The organism is Mycolicibacterium vinylchloridicum (genome assembly GCF_013404075.1).
Lineage (GTDB): Bacteria > Actinomycetota > Actinomycetes > Mycobacteriales > Mycobacteriaceae > Mycobacterium > Mycobacterium vinylchloridicum.
Window position 1 is genome coordinate 60,916 of record NZ_JACBJQ010000022.1, and the last position, 15,476, is coordinate 76,391.

Genomic DNA, 15,476 nt, shown 5'->3' on the forward strand with positions numbered 1-15,476 from the left:
GTACGGCAGGACGCCCGTTAGACGCAGTCCGAGGCGCCGTCGACGACGAGCACCGCGCCGTTGATGTAGCTGCTGCCCGCCGTGCACAGGAACGCGATGGCGGGCGCGACCTCGCCGACGGTGCCCATCCGCCCGGCGGGGATGTGCGCGATCTCTGCTTCGACGATCTCCGGCACGGCGTGCATCGGAGCGGTCATCGCGGTCTCGATGGTGCCCGGCGCCACCGCGTTGACCCGGATCCCGTGTCTGGCCCATTTGACCGCCAGGTTGCGGGTGATGTTGATGACGCCGGATTTTGCGGCCCCGTACCCGGGCACCATGGTGACCGCACGCAGCGCCGACATCGAGGCGAGGTTGACCACGCTGGCCCCGCCGACGGCCGTGGAGGTCTTCAGTGCCCGGCGCAGCGCGACGGTGAGCCGGTAGGGCCCGGTGAGGTTCAGCGCGACGGAGGCGGCGAACCCGTCGGGGGTGGACTCGTCGAGGCCGCCGGGGAAGTTGGCGCCGGCGTTGTTCACCAGGACGTCGAGCTCGGCGATGTCCTGGGCCAGGCTGTCAATGGATGCATTGTCGGTGAGCACGAGTTGGCGGTACGTCATCCCGGACAGGTCGCTGTCGTAGTCGGCGGCAGCGGGTTTGGTGCCGGTGACGATGACGTCGGCGCCGGCATCGCGGAACAGCACGGCGACGGCGTGCCCGATCCCGCTGGTCGCCCCGGTGACCAACGCTCTGGTGCCGGTGAAATCGAAGCTGAGCTGGCCGGTCATGTGTACCTTTCGATCTGCTTGGTCAGCCACGCGGTCTCCCAGAAGTTGACGCTGCCCGCCAGCAGGTGTTCGTGGGCGGCCTTGAGCACTGCCCGCGCGTCCGCGTGCTCCGGGGTGGTCTGGGTGACGAGCTCGGCGAGGTGGATGGCCTCCAGCGGGCGGCCGTCGCTCAGATGCGCACGGGCGCGCTCGGTCAGCGCGTCGGCGCCGGCCAGTTCCACGAGGTCGGCGCTGACGGCCTCCGGCCCTACCGGGTACAGCTCGGTGGTCGACCTGTGGTGAAACCAGCCGGAGTAGTTCTCCCAGATCGCGCGGACGTCCCAGGCGAGCTTGCCGTACCCCTGGCCGACCTCGAGATGGTCGGGCAGGGTGATCTCGCGCATCAGGGTGCGAACGTCCTTGCCCGCGTTCATGCCTGCGACGGTCTGGTCGTGCAGGTACCGGACGGCATCGCGCAGCCTGGTCAGCTCGGCGTCGATCAGGTCCGCCCCGCGAATCGGGTCGAAGTGCCCGGTGAGCAGCACCTCGGGTTGCAGGGTGCGGACCCGTTCGATGGTGTCGATGACGGTCAGCGCATCGCGGTAGCGATCGCCGCGAACCGTGACCAGGTTCGGAATGTGGCCGAAGACCGGCCCGAACGTATTGCTGCACAGGCAGACTCGTTCGTCGGGCAGCCAGATCACCATCGAGTCGGTGGTTTCCCCACCCGGGGTGGCGATCAGTTCGAAGCGGCGGTCGCCGACCGTCAGCGACAATCGGTCTTCGACGACGATGTCGGCGGTGGCGCTGCTCTGCGCGGGGAGTTTCTTGCCGAAGCGCTGCTGGATGTGCGCGATGCCGTCAGCCAGTCGGCCGGAGAAGGCGAAGGCGCTGCGGCTGGCGCGGTAAGGCAGTAGCCGCTCGTTGTCGTCGCGCCAGTACTCCCAATGGGCTTGCGCCACAACCTTGGTATCCGCATCGCGCAGGGTGTCCAGGCCGCCGACGTGATCGTAGTGGCCCTGGGTGATGAAGATGTAGCGCACCGGCGAGGAGTCGACGGCGTCGAAGACGGCCCGGTGCACGGGCCCTTCGAATCCCATGCCGGTGTTGACGACGACGCGGCCGTCCGACGTCGTCACCAGGTAGGAATTGGTCAGACCCGGTGAGCACCAGATACCCGGCGCGACGTGTTCGGCCTGTTCGGCCGAGGCCGGTGCCATCGCGTCGGCGCCGGGGCGGCTGCGGTAGATGGGTTGCACGGCGACCTCTAGATCTCGGGGCGGACGTCGAAACGGTCGAAGTAGAAGGCGAACCGAGAGCGCAACTCCTGCGGTTCGACACCGAAGTGACCTCTCAGGTCATACGGGATCCGGCCCTTGGCGCCGCGGCGGTTGCTGTCGATGTATTCCTGAAATCGCTTGGCCACCTTGGGGGTAATGTCGACACCCGCGCGCTGATAGAGGTCCGAAAGCACCGGCATCTCGTTGCCGTTCAAGTGATGGAACCCGATGTCGACACTGCGCTCGGCAGGCACGAGCCCGCGGTCGCGTACACAGGCACTCAGCAGACGGTGGATCCGGTCACTCCAGTAGCCGACCAGCCAGTCCGGGTCGATGCTGTTGCGGCGCAAGCGATCCGAGTACGCCATCATCGTGATCGCCGACTGGATGACCGCGACGGGATCGCGATGGGTGAACGCGACGGTGGCGTCGGGGAACGTCGTCATCAGCGGGCCGAGCTGTTCGGCATGCTGCGGCGACTTCAGCACCCAGGTCCGCGGGCCGCGCAGGAACGTCAGCGCCTGCAGGACCCTCTTGAGGTAGGCGTAGTGGCGGGTGTGGTCCAGGCCGAGGTAGTAGTCCCGCCACCCCGGCACCCGGGCATGCCACTCGAGGACGTAACCGGCCATGTCGAGATCGAGCAGCTCCACCTCTTCCTCGATGGCCTCCGGGAAGCGGTCGTGCATCGCGGCCACATACGGCGTGCTGGCCATCAGCGCCTCGTGCTCGGCCTTGACCCGCGCGTAGCGGGGGTCGACGCCGAACACGTCAGGCCCCTGCCCGGGCGCGGGAATCGGATCCTCGCTCTCCCAGTAGGGCAGGGCCCGGCGGCGCGGGTCCTGCGCGATCAGGTTCACCAGGTGTGTGGTGCCCGAGCGTGGCATGCCGACCACGATCAGCGGCCGCTCGATCGGGATCGCCTCGATCTCGGGGTAGCGCTTGAGCAGATCGGTCAGCGACAGCCGGGTACGCAGTTTGCGAACCACTCTGGCGCGCAGGGTGCTTCGGCTGAGCTGGCGCAGGCCGGTGTCGGACTCGATGGCCGCGACGTGCGCCGCGAGCCGGCCGGCGAAACCGTCGTCGTCGGCCAGGTCGTCGGCGCCGGCCTGATCCACCGCGTCGGCGAGCATCGTGTCGAGGTCGAAGGTGACTTCCCGCGACTCGGTGTAGTCCAGGATCTGCCGTTGGGTGTCGGTCAGGACGGGGTCGGTCAGGTCGTCGAGGTTCAGGGTCTCCATCGATGACCGCGTCGCCATGTCTTGTTCCTGTCGAATATTCGACGTACCGTTCGGCAATATGACGCTCAACGTAGACCCTGCCAAGACGGCGGGTCAAGCGTCCTCGCCACCCACCGGGCGGGTGATCGCCGTGATGGAAATGCTCGGCGCCGACCCCGGGCGGCAGTTCTCGCTGGCCGAGATCTCCCGGCGCCTCGACATCAGCCGGGCCACCGGTCACGCCATCCTGGCCACGTTGGTCGCCCACGAATGGGTGACCCGCGATCCGCGGTCGGCCCGATACGCCTGGGGCCCGGCGATCGCCAGCCTGGCCAAGCCCGCCGACCTGTTCCGCGGCGAGCTGGAGGAGCTGGCCGCGGCCACCGGTACACAGGTCTATCTGGCCCGCCGCGAGGCCAACAGCCTGGTGATCATCGACGTCACCGGGGAGAGTCTGACCGCACCGCGGATCGGGCGGGGGACCAAGACGCCCTTCGTCGCGCCGTTCGGCCGCGACTATGTGGCGTGGTCGAATCCGGAAGCGCAGCAGGCCTGGCTCGAGGCGATCGGTCAGCCCAGCGATGCGCTGCGGACGCGAATCTCGGCTGTCCTCGCCGAAACCCGCGACCGCGGCTTCGTGGTGGAGCGGCTCACCCGCGAGTATCTGCGCGTCTACTCGGCATTACAGGCGCTCTCCGGCGACGGCGAAGTGGACGCGATCACCGCGCAGTTGGCCCGTGCCTTCGCCGACCTCAGCGTGATCGATGTGCTGCCAAGCGAATTGGGCGAGGGTGCCACGCACAGCATCGCCACCGTGTCGGCGCCGATCACCGATTCCGACGGTGCGGTGATCATGTCGGTGACCGCGGCACCGTTCGCCACCTTGGACTCGGCCGCGATCACCCGGCTCGGCGAGCGGGTTCGCTCGTCTGCCATCGCGATCGGCGAACGGTTGAACCGCTACCGCGATCAGGCCTGACCCCACCCGTCCGCGCGCCAGCACACCCAGTCGATTTCGACGAGCGCGCCGACGGCCAGTCCCGTCGTGCCGACGCAGGTCCGGCTCGGGAGCCGATCGGGAAACCACGGCGCGTACGCGCCGTTGAAGGCGGCATAGTCGTTCCAGTCGAGCAGAAACGCCCGCACCGACACCACGTCGGCGAGCCCGCCGCCGCACAGCTCGGTGACCCGCAGCAGATTGGCCAGCACCTGCCGGGTCTGGGTGGCCACGTCGTCGCCGACCACCGTGCCTGCGGGGTCGGTCGGCATCTGCCCGGTGACGTAGAGGGTCTGGCCGGCCGCGGTCGCGTGCGAGAACGGCGCCACCGCGGGCGGGACGCCGTCGGCCGGGGTGAAGGTGAACGCCCGGATACCCGTCATGCAGCGGGATTCTGCCAGTGCGGGAAGCAGCGCTTGTCGATTCGGCCGTGCACACCCTGACGCTGATCGACGACCTGGGTGACGGTGAAGTCCACTGCCACCGACATCAACGAGTACGCGTCGGCGCGAGACAACCCAAAGCGTCGCTGCAACAGCGCCAGCGTGCGCAGCGCCGCGCATTTCATCGCGGCATCCAGACTGTCCCCGAACCCGTGCACCAGCAGCTCGGTCGCGGTTTCCAGCACCGGCACGGTGAACGGCAGATCACGGCGAATGGTCAAGCGCAGCAACCCGTTCAGTGAGGATTCCAACGCGGTGCCGCTGACCTCGCCGTCGCCCTGTGAGACGTGCGGGTCGCCGATCGACAGCAGTGCGCCGGGCACCTGGACGGGATAGTACATCCGGCCGCCGGCGCCGATGCGCCAGTTGTCGACGTTGCCGCCGTGGTCGCCGGGCGGTACCGAGGAGACCCGCACCGGATCGGCCGGCGCGACGCCCATGGTGCCGAAGTGGGGGCGCAGCGGCACGACAACGCCGGGCAGCGCGGGTTCGCGGCGCGCGGGGTCGGGGGTGACGATGGTGCCGGGTTGGTCGGCCAGCGGGGTGGCCGTCCAGTCGTAGCCGAACAGCGCTCGTCCCAACAGCGCGTCGACGTCGAGCTCGTAGACGGTGACCCGTTCCACCGGTATCTCGTCGTACAGGTGACCCCAGTGCCCCGCGAGGTTGGAGCCGTACGGCAGCCGCGGGGTGGCCTCCAGGATGTCGACCTGCAGCACGTCCCCCGGTCGCGCCCCGCTCACCGCGATCGGCCCGGTGAGGATGTGCGGTCCGGGCCCACGCTCGTCGACCTCGGCGAACACCTGCGAAATGTGCTCATCCATCAACAGGTCGGGGGCGTCACCGGCGTGGTGGGTGAGCGTCTCGATGGCCACCAGGTCACCGGATTCGACGGTCAGTGCGGGCGGCTGTCGCGGGTCGAAATAACCCCAGTGCACCGTCTGGGCCGTCGCCGGAAGGTGGTGCACTGTCATAAGCGTCAGATCATGCCAGCCGGGCTGATCGGGCGCGCGCCGAAGGATCACACGGTGTGATAGCGCCGTTCGGGCCGGCCGGCACCGTACTGCAGCCGAAGCGCCACCGCTCCGGTGCTCAGGAAATACTCGAGGTAGCGACGCGCGCTGACCCTGGAAATCCCCACCAGATCGGCGCATTCGGCCGCCGACACCTCACCCGCGCCACGCACGGCCTCGAGCACCATCCGCCCCGTCTCGGCGCCGAGTCCTTTGGGCATCCGAGCCTGTTCACCCGGCGCGGGAGAGTTTCCGAACAGCGTATCGACGAAGCTCTGGTCGATGCCGTGGTCGGTCCCCAGCGCGTCCGCGCGGGCGGCGAATGACGCCAATTTCGCCCGCAGTTGGTCGAACTCGAACGGCTTGATCAGGTAGTCGGCTGCGCCGCCGTCGAGCGCGCCGCTCACGGTGTCCAATTCCCGTGCGGCGGTGATCATGATGACGCCAACCGGGTCGCCCTCGGCCCGCAAGGTCTGCAGGACCTGTAGGCCGGTCATGTCGGGAAGGTAGACGTCGAGCAGGATCAGGTCGGGCCGAAGCCGGTGCGCGGCTTCGAGTGCGGTCTCGCCGGTATGGGCGACGTCGACGGTATGGAAACCGTCGATGCGGTCGACGAAGCGGCGGTGAATCCCGGCGACCATGAAGTCGTCATCGACGACCAGTACCTCACGCATGGCTGACCGACTCGATCCGCGGCAATCGCGCGACGAACAGGGCACCGCCACCGTCGGCGTCGCGCACTTCGGCCGTGCCACCGTGCTGTGCGGCGATCAGCCGGACCAGGGCAAGGCCGATACCGCGCCCACCGGGAACATCCGGCTTGGACGTGACGCCACGGGCGAAGATCTGTGTCCGAAGTTCCTCCGGCACACCGGGTCCCGAGTCGGCGACCTCGATGGTGAGACCGTCGCCGTCGTCGACACGTACGGTGACCCGAGAGTCGATCGTGCCCTCCGAGACGGCGACGGCGTTGTCGATCAGGTTGCCCAGCACCGTGATCACGTCGGTGGCCAGTGCGGGGCTGAGTGCCGCCAGGTGGGAGTCGTCGGCCAGCTCCAAGGAAACACCACTCTCGGCTGCCAGCGTCGTCTTGGCGATCAGCAGGGCGGCGACGGCGGGGTCGGAAATACGTTGGGTGACAGCATCACTGATCTCAGCGCGGCGCCGGGTCAGCGCCCCGACCAGATCGCGCACCGAGTCGTACTCCTCCAGCTGCACCAGCCCGGAGATGGTGTGCAGTTGGTTGGCGAACTCATGGGTCTGGGCCCGCAGCGTATCGGTGACACTCTTGTGCGAGGACAGCTGGGCCTGCATCGACGCCAACTCGGTGCTGTCCCGCATCGTGGTGACCGTGCCGATACGTTGACCTTGGCTGGTGGCCGCCCGACGGTTGAGTGCCAGTACCCGACTGGGTGTCGCGATCACGACGTCGTGACCGTCCTCGCCGGACAGCAGGAATGCCGCCACGGCCGGATCGATGCCGGCGTCGCGCACCGGTAGGTTGACGGCCTCGGCGCCGATCCCGAGCAGGTCCTGGGCGCTGTCGTTGACCACGGTGATCACGCCGTCGGTGTTCACCCCGATCACGCCCTCACGAATGCTGTGCAGCAACGCTTCTCGATGCTCGGCCAGTCCGGCGATCTCGGCGACCTCCAGTCCGCGGGTATGGCGTTTGATACGCCGCGACAGCAACCAGGAGGCGAGCAACCCCAGTGCCGCGCCGAGGCCCAGGTAGACCAGCAACCGCTCACCCGCCCCGCTGAGCAGCTGCCACACCGAGGGATACGGTTCGCTCACCGACACCACCGACAGCACCGCACCGTCGGTGGACAGAATCGGAACCTGGCCGACCAGCGCGTGGTGGCCGTCAACGTCCAGATCGCCGAACCAGGCCCGGCCCTCGACGACCCGGCTGGGCCCGAAATCGACGGTCCGCCCGATCCGCGAGGGGTCCGACGAGACCCGGACGACTCCGGTCGGATCGATCAATTCGGCCATATCTGCGCCGGACAGTGCCACCGCGCGGTCAACGTCGGGTGCCAGCAGGCGAGCGGCGAACGGGTCGGCGTAGCGATCCCGGACCAGCGGGGTCGAGGCGACGTTCTCGGCGACCGCGATCATCCGCTGCCCCCGGACGTCGCGGAACTCCTTGGTCGACTGAGTGATCGACACCGCGGCCACCGCGATCAACACGACCGCCACCACCAGCATCTGAAAGGCCAGGAACTGGCCCGCCAAGCTTCGGCTGCTACGCGCCAGTGATGACCACAACGACCACAACTTCCTTTACGTCCCAAAGAGTGACCTGCATCACCCTATCCGCCAGTATTGCTGAGCATCACATCAATGCGAAGGGGACGACGATGTTGCGGCCTAGTCGACGACCATTCTTTCGGGCGGCTGCCCTGGCGCTGGCCGTCGCGGTGGTGCTCACCGCCTGCGGTGTGACGCGCGGTGACGATCCATCTGGTCTGCACAGGCTGCGGATGATGGTGCCCAACAGCCCCGGCGGCGGCTACGACCTGACCGCACGGACCGCGGTGAAGATCATGGAGGACCGCGACATCACCGGTCGCGTGGAGGTGTTCAACGTGCTCGGTGCGGGCGGCACCGTCGCGATGGCACGGCTCATGAACGAGCGGGGCAACGACGACCTGATGATGACGATGGGTCTGGGCGTCGTCGGCGCCACCTATACCAACGGGTCTAAGATCAAGGCCTCCGACGCGACGGCCATCGCCAAGTTGATCGAGGACCCGGGGGCGATCTTCGTTCCCGCCGATTCGCCGTTCAAGACAGTGGCCGACTTCGTTGCGGCGTGGAAGGCAGATCCGAGCAAGGTCACGATCGGCGGCGGCTCGTCACCGGGCGGCCCCGATCACCTTTTCCCGATGGAGGTCGCCAAGAAGGTCGGCGTCGACCCGAAACAGGTCAATTTCATCACCTATGACGGCGGTGGCGACCTGCTGACCGCACTGCTCGGCAAGAAGATCACCGTGGGAACCTCCAGCCCGGGTGAGCTCATCGACCAGATCGAAGCGGGCCAGCTGCGGGTACTGGCGGTGTCCAGCGAGGAACGCGTGGAGGGTATCGACGCGCCGACGCTCAAGGAATCCGGCATCGACCTCACGTTCGCCAACTGGCGCGGTGTCCTTGCGCCACCGGGTATTTCGGACAATGCCAAGCGCGAGATGGTCAAAGCGCTCGAAGAGATGCACGGCACGAGTGAGTGGAAAGAGGCGTTGGTCAAGAACGGCTGGACAGACGCCTTCGTCACCGGTGCGGCGTTCGAACAGTTCCTCACCGACCAGGACAACCGGGTTTCGACGACCCTGACCGAATTGGGGCTGCTGTGAGCATTGACAACCCGCGGGTGCAGGCCCGCACGCCCGACTACGCGCAGTACATCGTCGTCGCTGTGCTGGCGCTCGTCGGCGGATTCCTGGTCTACAGCGGACTGACCTTGGACGAAGGCTTCGCCAAGGTGGATCCCGTTGGGCCCAAGTTTTTTCCGACGATCATCGGCGCCGCGGCGCTGGTACTCGCGGTGGTCCTGGCCGTTGCGATCCCGCGCGGCAGCAAGGGCGAAGCCGACGCCGGTGAGGACATCGATCCGGAGGCGCCGGGGGACTGGCGCACCGTCGGGCTGCTGATCGCCTTGTTCGTCGCGATGATCCTGCTGGTCAACTGGCTCGGCTGGGTCATCACCAGCGCACTGTTCTTCGCCGGTGCGGCAACGATTTTGGGCAGCAGGCATTACGTGCGGAACGTCGTCATCGGTGTTGTGCTGGCGCTGGCCAGCTTCTACGCGTTCTACTCCGGGCTCGGAATCCCGCTGCCCGCAGGCATCTTGGACGGGGTTCTCTAGATGGACAACTTCAATTGGCTGTTGCAGGGTTTCGCCGAGGCAGCCACCCCGATGAACCTGCTGTACGCCGTGATCGGGGTGCTGCTGGGCACGGCGGTCGGTGTGTTGCCCGGCATCGGACCGGCCATGACGGTGGCGTTGCTGCTTCCGATCACCTACAACGTCAGCCCCAGTGCGGCATTCATCATGTTCGCCGGCATCTTCTACGGTGGCATGTACGGCGGTTCCACCACGTCGATCCTGCTGAACACGCCGGGAGAGTCGTCGTCGGTGATCACCGCCATCGAGGGCAACAAGATGGCCAAAGCGGGCCGAGCCGCGCAGGCATTGGCTACCGCGGCCATCGGTTCGTTCGTCGCGGGCACCATCGGCACCGTGCTGCTGGCGGCGTTCGCGCCCGCGATCTCGCGGTTCGCCGTGACCCTCGGCGCACCGTCCTATCTGGCGATCATGCTCTTCGCCCTGGTGGCGGTGACCGCGGTGTTGGGCTCGTCGAAGCTGCGCGGCGCCATCTCGCTGGTGCTCGGTCTGGCGATCGGCATCGTGGGCATCGACTTCCTCACCGGCCAGCCACGGGCCACGTTCGGTATCCCGCAGCTTTCCGACGGTATCGACATCGTGGTGATCGCTGTCGCGATTTTCGCTGTGGGAGAGGCGCTCTGGGTGGCCGTGCACCTGCGCCGGCGCCCGGCCGATGTGATCCCGGTCGGCCGGCCGTGGATGGGTCGCGACGACTGGCGGCGGTCCTGGAAGCCGTGGTTGCGCGGCACCGCCTTCGGGTTCCCGTTCGGTGCGCTACCCGCAGGCGGGGCGGAACTGCCCACGTTCTTGAGCTACATCACCGAGAAGAAGCTGTCGAAGCATCCGGAGGAGTTCGGGCGTGGCGCCATTGAGGGGGTGGCCGGCCCCGAGGCGGCCAACAACGCCTCGGCCGCAGGCACTCTCGTGCCGATGCTGTCGCTGGGCCTGCCGACCAATGCCACCGCCGCGGTCATGCTCACCGCTTTCGTCTCTTATGGAATACAGCCCGGCCCAACGCTTTTCAGCAAGGAGCCGCTGCTGATCTGGACACTGATCGCCAGTCTGTTCATCGGCAACTTCCTGTTGTTGGTGCTCAACCTGCCGTTGGCGCCGCTGTGGGCCAAGCTGCTGCGTACGCCACGGCCGTACCTCTACGCCGGCATCCTGTTCTTCGCCACGCTCGGAGCGTTCGCGGTGAATGTGCAGCCACTCGACCTCGCTCTGCTGCTGTTGTTCGGCCTGCTCGGTCTGATGATGCGCCGGTTCGGCCTTCCGGTATTGCCGCTGATCATCGGCGTCATCCTTGGCCCGCGGATCGAACGCCAGTTGCGCCAGAGCCTGCAGCTCGGCGGAGGCGATTGGTCGAGCCTCTTCACCGAGCCGGTCGCCATTGTGACGTACGTATGCATGGCGGTGCTGCTCGCCGTGCCGCTGGTGCTGCGCCTGCTGCATCGCGATGAGGAGACGCTGCTGATCGTCGAGGACGACAAGGACCAGAGAGAGAAGGCGCGGACAACATGATCACCGACGAGCGCTTGCGCGAGGAGAAATGATCGTCGTGGGATACACCAACGACCAGTTCGGAATGGCGGCGCTGGACGCCGGTATCACCGAAGCCACTCGACGGGACACCGACCTGCTGGTGGTCAACTCGACACCCGGGGACTCCTATATCGACGCCGCGTTCGCCCAGCCGGGGCAGGTGCGCCACATCGAGGAACGGCTGCAGAACTCCGGCGTGCGTTACGAGCTCTCGCAGCCGGTCGGGGTGTACGCCGCCGACGCGCTGCTGGAAGCGATGGAGCGGCCCGAGGCCGAGCTGTTGGTCATCGGCCTCAAACACCGCAATCCCGTCGGCAAACTGCTCCTGGGCAGCGTCGCGCAGCAACTGCTGATGGAGTGCCCAAAACCTGTGCTCGCCGTCAAGCCTGGCTAATACCGAATAATGGAGTGATGACCGTTTCGTTGATGGTGTGGGTGGTCACGTGCGCCGTGATTCTCGGGCTCTTCGTATTCGACTTCTACGCGCACGTGCGCGTGCCGCACGAACCGACCTTCAAAGAGTCCGCGACGTGGTCGTCGGTGTACATCGGCCTGGCGGTGGTGTTCGGCTTCGTCGTGTGGTGGTTGTGGGGCGGCTCATACGCCGGTGAGTACTTCGCGGGGTACGTCACCGAGAAGGCTTTGAGCGTCGACAACCTGTTCGTGTTCACGGTCATCATGGCGACGTTCGCGGTGCCACGACAGTTCCAGCAGAAGCTGCTGCTGATCGGGATCGTGCTGGCACTGGTGATGCGGGCGGGTTTCATCGCCGTCGGCGCCGCAGCCATCAGCACCTTCAGCTGGGTGTTCTACCTCTTCGGAATCTTCCTGGTGCTCACCGCAATCAAGCTTGCTAAGGAAGCCGGCCACGAGAAGGAAGTCGAAGAGAAGCGCGACAGCCGGATCATCGCGCTGGTCCGCCGGTTCGTCCCGACGACCGAGGAGTACGCCGGCGACAAGTTCCTCACGACGCTCGACGGCAAACGAGTTGTCACGCCGATGTTGTTGGCGCTCATCGCAATCGGATTCACCGATCTGCTGTTCGCGTTGGACTCGATCCCGGCGATCTACGGCCTGACCGAGCAGCCCTACATCGTGTTCACCGCGAACGCGTTCGCGTTGATGGGCCTGCGACAGCTGTACTTTTTGATCGGTGGTCTGCTGGACCGGCTGGTCTACCTGTCCTACGGGCTGTCCCTGATTCTGGCGTTCATCGGCGTCAAGCTGCTGCTGCACGCGCTGCACGAAAACAGCCTGCCGTTCATCAACAACGGTCAGCACGTTGGGGTGCCGGAGATCTCGACGGGCATGTCGATCGGCGTGATCGGTGTGGTGCTGCTCGTCACCACCGTGGCCAGCCTGGCCAAGACCCGGGGCCGCGCCCCGCTGACCTAATCGTTCTTGTTCGGGCAGGTGAGATCGACGTAGACGACACCGGGGTTACCCGGGTTGGTCCGGAGCATCAAGCTCCCGTCGGGGATCATCATGACCGTCAGCCCGTGGACACCGTTGACGGTGCAGCCGGGCAGCGGCATCGTCGACGGGCTGTTGAACAACACGTTGTAGCCCTGGTTGTGCAATGCCTCGACGACGTCGGCGGCCGAGTCGCTGGTGGGAATGGCCGCGGCGACGCCGGGCGTACCCAGTGCCGCGCTGACGGCCAGGCCGATCGCTGCGGCGGTCAGGGGGATCTTCACGTCGGACTCCTATTGTCGATGGTCCGACTTTTAGTGACCGGCACGCCGCGCGGCGTTACGCGCGGCCGGGGAATCACTTAGCGCCAGTCGCGGAAAGCGGCCAGCAGCTTGGTCCGGAATTCGGGATCGAGATGCTCGCCGCCGATCTTGCCGACCGTGTCGATGGTGGCCCGAAATTGTTGAAGGTAGGACCCGCATCCGTCGCACTCGAGCAGGTGCATATCGAATCGGGCCCTGGTCGGTAGGTCGAGCGACCCGTCGAGGTAGGCCGTGACGAGTTCCACCAATTCGTTGCAACTCATCGGTTCGGTACTCACGGCGCCTCCTTGAGATAGTCCTCGAGCGCTTGCCGGATCGCCGCGCGACCGCGGTGCAGCAGGACCCGCTGATTCGCGACGGACAGATCGAGGAGTTCGCACACCTCATCGGAGTCGAATCCCAACATGTCACGCAGTGTCACGACAGTACGTTGACGATCGGGCAGCTTGTCGAGTTCGCGACGGGCCAGCGCGATCAGCTCCGCTGCGAGTACCGACCCTTCGGGGGTATCGGGGAACGGGGTCGGGGCACTGCGGTCCCGCCAATGGCCGGGCCAGTCGGGGTCGGTTGCGGGCCGGAATCGTGTCGGGTCGACGGTACCGCCGCCGAACGCCGAGCTCTCGGCATCGGCGATGCGGCGATCCCGGATGCCGCGGGTCTTGGCGATATTGATCATCACGGTGAAAAGCCAAGTGCGAAGCGAGGATCGGCCCTCGAACTTCGCGATGCCCTTGATCAGCGCGATCCAGGTCTCCTGGACCACCTCTTCGGCGGCCTCGTTGGTTCGGACGTAGCCCCGTGCGACCCGCAGCAAAGCCGGGGTGTGGCGGTCCACCAAGGTGGCAAACGCCGCTTCGTCGCCGGCCCGCAACGACGCGAGCAACGTCGACTCGTCGAACTCCGTCCCGGTCATCGGGACGGAATACTATCCGCTCAACGGTATTCCGGGTTGGCGAAATCATAGCGACAGCCGGCGTCCCATCCCGATCGAACGTTGCCGTATGCGGGCAGGCCACCAGCACGTCGGAGCATCTGGGCCAGGTGCATCAGATTCCATGTCATGAACGTGGCGTTGCGATTGGTGAAGTCGTTCTCGGGTCCTCCCGAGCCCGGGTCGAGGTAGGACGGGCCAGGGCCGGCTTCGCCGATCCATCCGGCGTCGGCCTGCGGCGGGATGGTGTAGCCGATGTGCTGCAGTGTGTAGAGGACGTTCTGCGCGCAATGCTTGACCCCGTCCTCATTGCCGGTGATCAGACAACCGCCGACGCGGCCGTAGTACAGATACTGGCCGGCGTCGTTGAGCAGATGCGATCCGCCGTACAGCCGTTCGTGTACCTGCTTCATCACGGAACTGTTGTCGCCGAGCCAGATCGGGCCGGCCAGGACCAAGATGTCTGCGGCGAGGACCTTTTCGAATATGTCCGGCCAGTCGTCGGTGGTCCACCCGTGCTCGCGCATGTCGGGCCACACGCCGGTGGCGATGTCGAAGTCGATGGCTCGCAGGACTTCGACTGCCACGCCGTGCCGGCCCATGATCGACGTGCTGATGTCGATCAGACCCTGGGTATTGCTCGGCTCGGGTGAACGTTTCAACGTGCAATTGATGAACAGTGCACGCAGCCCGGTGAAGTCATGTTCGGGTTGGCTCATCTGGCGTCTCCTCCTCGTCGTGCCATCTGGTGGTGGGGTGTCCGGTCGGCACCGTTACACCGGGCGGTGGCTGTAACGCATGGCGGGCTCCTGCGCACCCATCGGTCGTACGGACTCACTCCAGAAAGGTTTCACCATGGCAGCCACTCAATTGTCGACGCCCGTCGGCGCAACAGCTTCCGCGGTTTCGCACGTCGGTGCGCTGGCCGCCCGTTACGGCCTGGTGGTCGTCATCAGCTGGATCGGGGCGCTGAAGTTCACCAGCTACGAGGCGCAGGGTATTCAGCCGCTGGTGGCCAACAGCCCATTCATGAGCTGGATCTACGGCATCTTGTCGGTGGATGCGTTCTCGACGGTGCTGGGCGTCGTGGAACTGGCGACGGCCATACTGCTCGCCGTCAAACCGTGGTCGCCGAAACTGTCGGTGCTCGGCAGCGTGATGGCCACCGGCCTATTCCTCGCCACGATCAGCTTCCTGTTCACCACGCCTGGCGTCTGGGAAGAATCGGCGGGCGGCTTTCCTGCGCTGTCGTCGACCGGTCAGTTCCTGATCAAGGACGTCGCGCTGATCGGTGTCGCGGTGTGGACGCTGGGGGATGCGCTCTCCGCCGTCCGGGGCACCACCACCCGTGCTGGCGGCATCGATTCGTAACCGGGTTGTAGATCGACAACCTGGCATGCGTCTTGTTACGGAATACGTTGTGGTCCAACCTGATCAAATCGGTTCGCCAATAGGGCGTTGCGCCGCCCGCAGTCCGCATGCCCATGCCGTGCCCATGAAGAACTGCTCATAATCGGCGAGAAGCGGATAGCGGCGGTCGATACAGCCAGCGGTTCGCGGCGGCTCGCACGCTGTCATACCCGACATGTCGGCAAGCAACGATGAGGTGAAGCTAGGGGTCCATCTAAGGGACTCGAGCGCCTGACTCCGACCTGGCCCGCCGGGGTTGGCGATCAAGGCATTCG

The 15,476-nt window shown here is 66.3% G+C and carries 18 protein-coding genes; 7 read left to right on the forward strand and 11 right to left on the reverse strand.

What is annotated here, in order from left to right:
- Positions 1 to 17: 17 nt before the first annotated feature.
- From HPC46_RS19155 to HPC46_RS19165, 3 genes are read right to left on the reverse strand one after another with little or no spacing between them, the layout of a single operon-like run.
- Complete coding sequence (locus HPC46_RS19155; RefSeq protein WP_179472744.1) at positions 18 to 767, reverse strand: SDR family NAD(P)-dependent oxidoreductase; 750 nt, start codon at positions 765 to 767, stop codon at positions 18 to 20.
- Positions 764 to 1,966: an MBL fold metallo-hydrolase gene (locus tag HPC46_RS19160; RefSeq protein ID WP_179472852.1), complete on the reverse strand. Its 1,203-nt coding sequence runs from the start codon at positions 1,964 to 1,966 to the stop codon at positions 764 to 766. The genes HPC46_RS19155 and HPC46_RS19160 overlap by 4 nt, the downstream gene beginning before the upstream one ends.
- Positions 1,967 to 2,013: 47 nt before the next feature.
- Entirely contained in the window at positions 2,014 to 3,282 is a 1,269-nt protein-coding gene (locus HPC46_RS19165; protein WP_179472746.1) for a sulfotransferase family protein, read from the reverse strand.
- Positions 3,283 to 3,322: 40 nt separating this feature from the next.
- On the opposite strand from HPC46_RS19165, the gene HPC46_RS19170 reads away from it, so the two are divergent.
- Positions 3,323 to 4,222, forward strand: coding sequence for a helix-turn-helix domain-containing protein (locus tag HPC46_RS19170; protein ID WP_179472748.1), 900 nt, complete (start codon positions 3,323 to 3,325; stop codon positions 4,220 to 4,222).
- Here the strand turns inward: HPC46_RS19170 and HPC46_RS19175 are convergent.
- The 4 genes from HPC46_RS19175 to HPC46_RS19190 are packed head-to-tail and all read right to left on the reverse strand — an operon-like array spanning position 4,213 to position 7,904.
- The gene (locus HPC46_RS19175; RefSeq protein ID WP_179472751.1) at positions 4,213 to 4,623 is read right to left on the reverse strand and encodes a RidA family protein; all 411 of its coding nucleotides are present in this window, start codon (positions 4,621 to 4,623) and stop codon (positions 4,213 to 4,215) included. The genes HPC46_RS19170 and HPC46_RS19175 overlap by 10 nt on opposite strands.
- Entirely contained in the window at positions 4,620 to 5,654 is a 1,035-nt protein-coding gene (locus HPC46_RS19180; protein ID WP_179472753.1) for an acetamidase/formamidase family protein, read from the reverse strand. Before HPC46_RS19180 ends, HPC46_RS19175 begins: the two co-directional genes overlap by 4 nt.
- Before the next feature lie 47 nt (positions 5,655 to 5,701).
- Complete coding sequence (locus HPC46_RS19185; protein WP_179472755.1) at positions 5,702 to 6,367, reverse strand: response regulator; 666 nt, start codon at positions 6,365 to 6,367, stop codon at positions 5,702 to 5,704.
- Positions 6,360 to 7,904, reverse strand: a complete 1,545-nt coding sequence (locus tag HPC46_RS19190) for a sensor histidine kinase (RefSeq protein ID WP_233716507.1) — start codon at positions 7,902 to 7,904, stop codon at positions 6,360 to 6,362. The genes HPC46_RS19185 and HPC46_RS19190 overlap by 8 nt, the downstream gene beginning before the upstream one ends.
- A 152-nt stretch (positions 7,905 to 8,056) precedes the next feature.
- On the opposite strand from HPC46_RS19190, the gene HPC46_RS19195 reads away from it, so the two are divergent.
- Genes HPC46_RS19195 through HPC46_RS19215 form a run of 5 tightly spaced genes read left to right on the forward strand, consistent with a single transcriptional unit; the run spans position 8,057 to position 12,519 of the window.
- Positions 8,057 to 9,049 (forward strand): Bug family tripartite tricarboxylate transporter substrate binding protein, encoded by a 993-nt coding sequence (locus HPC46_RS19195; protein ID WP_005144479.1) that lies wholly within the window; start codon positions 8,057 to 8,059, stop codon positions 9,047 to 9,049.
- Positions 9,046 to 9,561 (forward strand): tripartite tricarboxylate transporter TctB family protein, encoded by a 516-nt coding sequence (locus HPC46_RS19200; protein WP_179472759.1) that lies wholly within the window; start codon positions 9,046 to 9,048, stop codon positions 9,559 to 9,561. The genes HPC46_RS19195 and HPC46_RS19200 overlap by 4 nt, the downstream gene beginning before the upstream one ends.
- Entirely contained in the window at positions 9,562 to 11,103 is a 1,542-nt protein-coding gene (locus tag HPC46_RS19205) for a tripartite tricarboxylate transporter permease (protein ID WP_179472761.1), read from the forward strand.
- A 28-nt stretch (positions 11,104 to 11,131) separates the two neighbouring features.
- Entirely contained in the window at positions 11,132 to 11,518 is a 387-nt protein-coding gene (locus HPC46_RS19210; protein ID WP_179472763.1) for a universal stress protein, read from the forward strand.
- 17 nt (positions 11,519 to 11,535) lie between these two features.
- The gene (locus HPC46_RS19215) at positions 11,536 to 12,519 is read left to right on the forward strand and encodes a TerC family protein (RefSeq protein ID WP_179472765.1); all 984 of its coding nucleotides are present in this window, start codon (positions 11,536 to 11,538) and stop codon (positions 12,517 to 12,519) included.
- On the opposite strand, the gene HPC46_RS19220 is transcribed toward HPC46_RS19215, so the two are convergent.
- The 4 genes from HPC46_RS19220 to HPC46_RS19235 form a co-directional block, all read right to left on the reverse strand.
- The gene (locus HPC46_RS19220) at positions 12,516 to 12,821 is read right to left on the reverse strand and encodes a hypothetical protein (RefSeq protein WP_179472767.1); all 306 of its coding nucleotides are present in this window, start codon (positions 12,819 to 12,821) and stop codon (positions 12,516 to 12,518) included. The two genes, HPC46_RS19215 and HPC46_RS19220, sit on opposite strands and share 4 nt — an antisense overlap.
- A gap of 77 nt (positions 12,822 to 12,898) precedes the next feature.
- The gene (locus HPC46_RS19225; protein ID WP_179472769.1) at positions 12,899 to 13,138 is read right to left on the reverse strand and encodes an anti-sigma factor family protein; all 240 of its coding nucleotides are present in this window, start codon (positions 13,136 to 13,138) and stop codon (positions 12,899 to 12,901) included.
- Complete coding sequence (locus tag HPC46_RS19230) at positions 13,135 to 13,773, reverse strand: RNA polymerase sigma factor (protein WP_179472771.1); 639 nt, start codon at positions 13,771 to 13,773, stop codon at positions 13,135 to 13,137. Before HPC46_RS19230 ends, HPC46_RS19225 begins: the two co-directional genes overlap by 4 nt.
- 20 nt (positions 13,774 to 13,793) lie before the next feature.
- Positions 13,794 to 14,510: a flavodoxin family protein gene (locus tag HPC46_RS19235; RefSeq protein ID WP_179472773.1), complete on the reverse strand. Its 717-nt coding sequence runs from the start codon at positions 14,508 to 14,510 to the stop codon at positions 13,794 to 13,796.
- A gap of 136 nt (positions 14,511 to 14,646) precedes the next feature.
- Here HPC46_RS19235 and HPC46_RS19240 point away from each other — a divergent pair, with 136 nt between their 5' ends.
- On the forward strand, positions 14,647 to 15,162 hold the full coding sequence (locus HPC46_RS19240) for a YkgB family protein (RefSeq protein WP_218894376.1): 516 nt from the start codon (positions 14,647 to 14,649) through the stop codon (positions 15,160 to 15,162).
- Positions 15,163 to 15,476 lie beyond the last annotated feature (314 nt).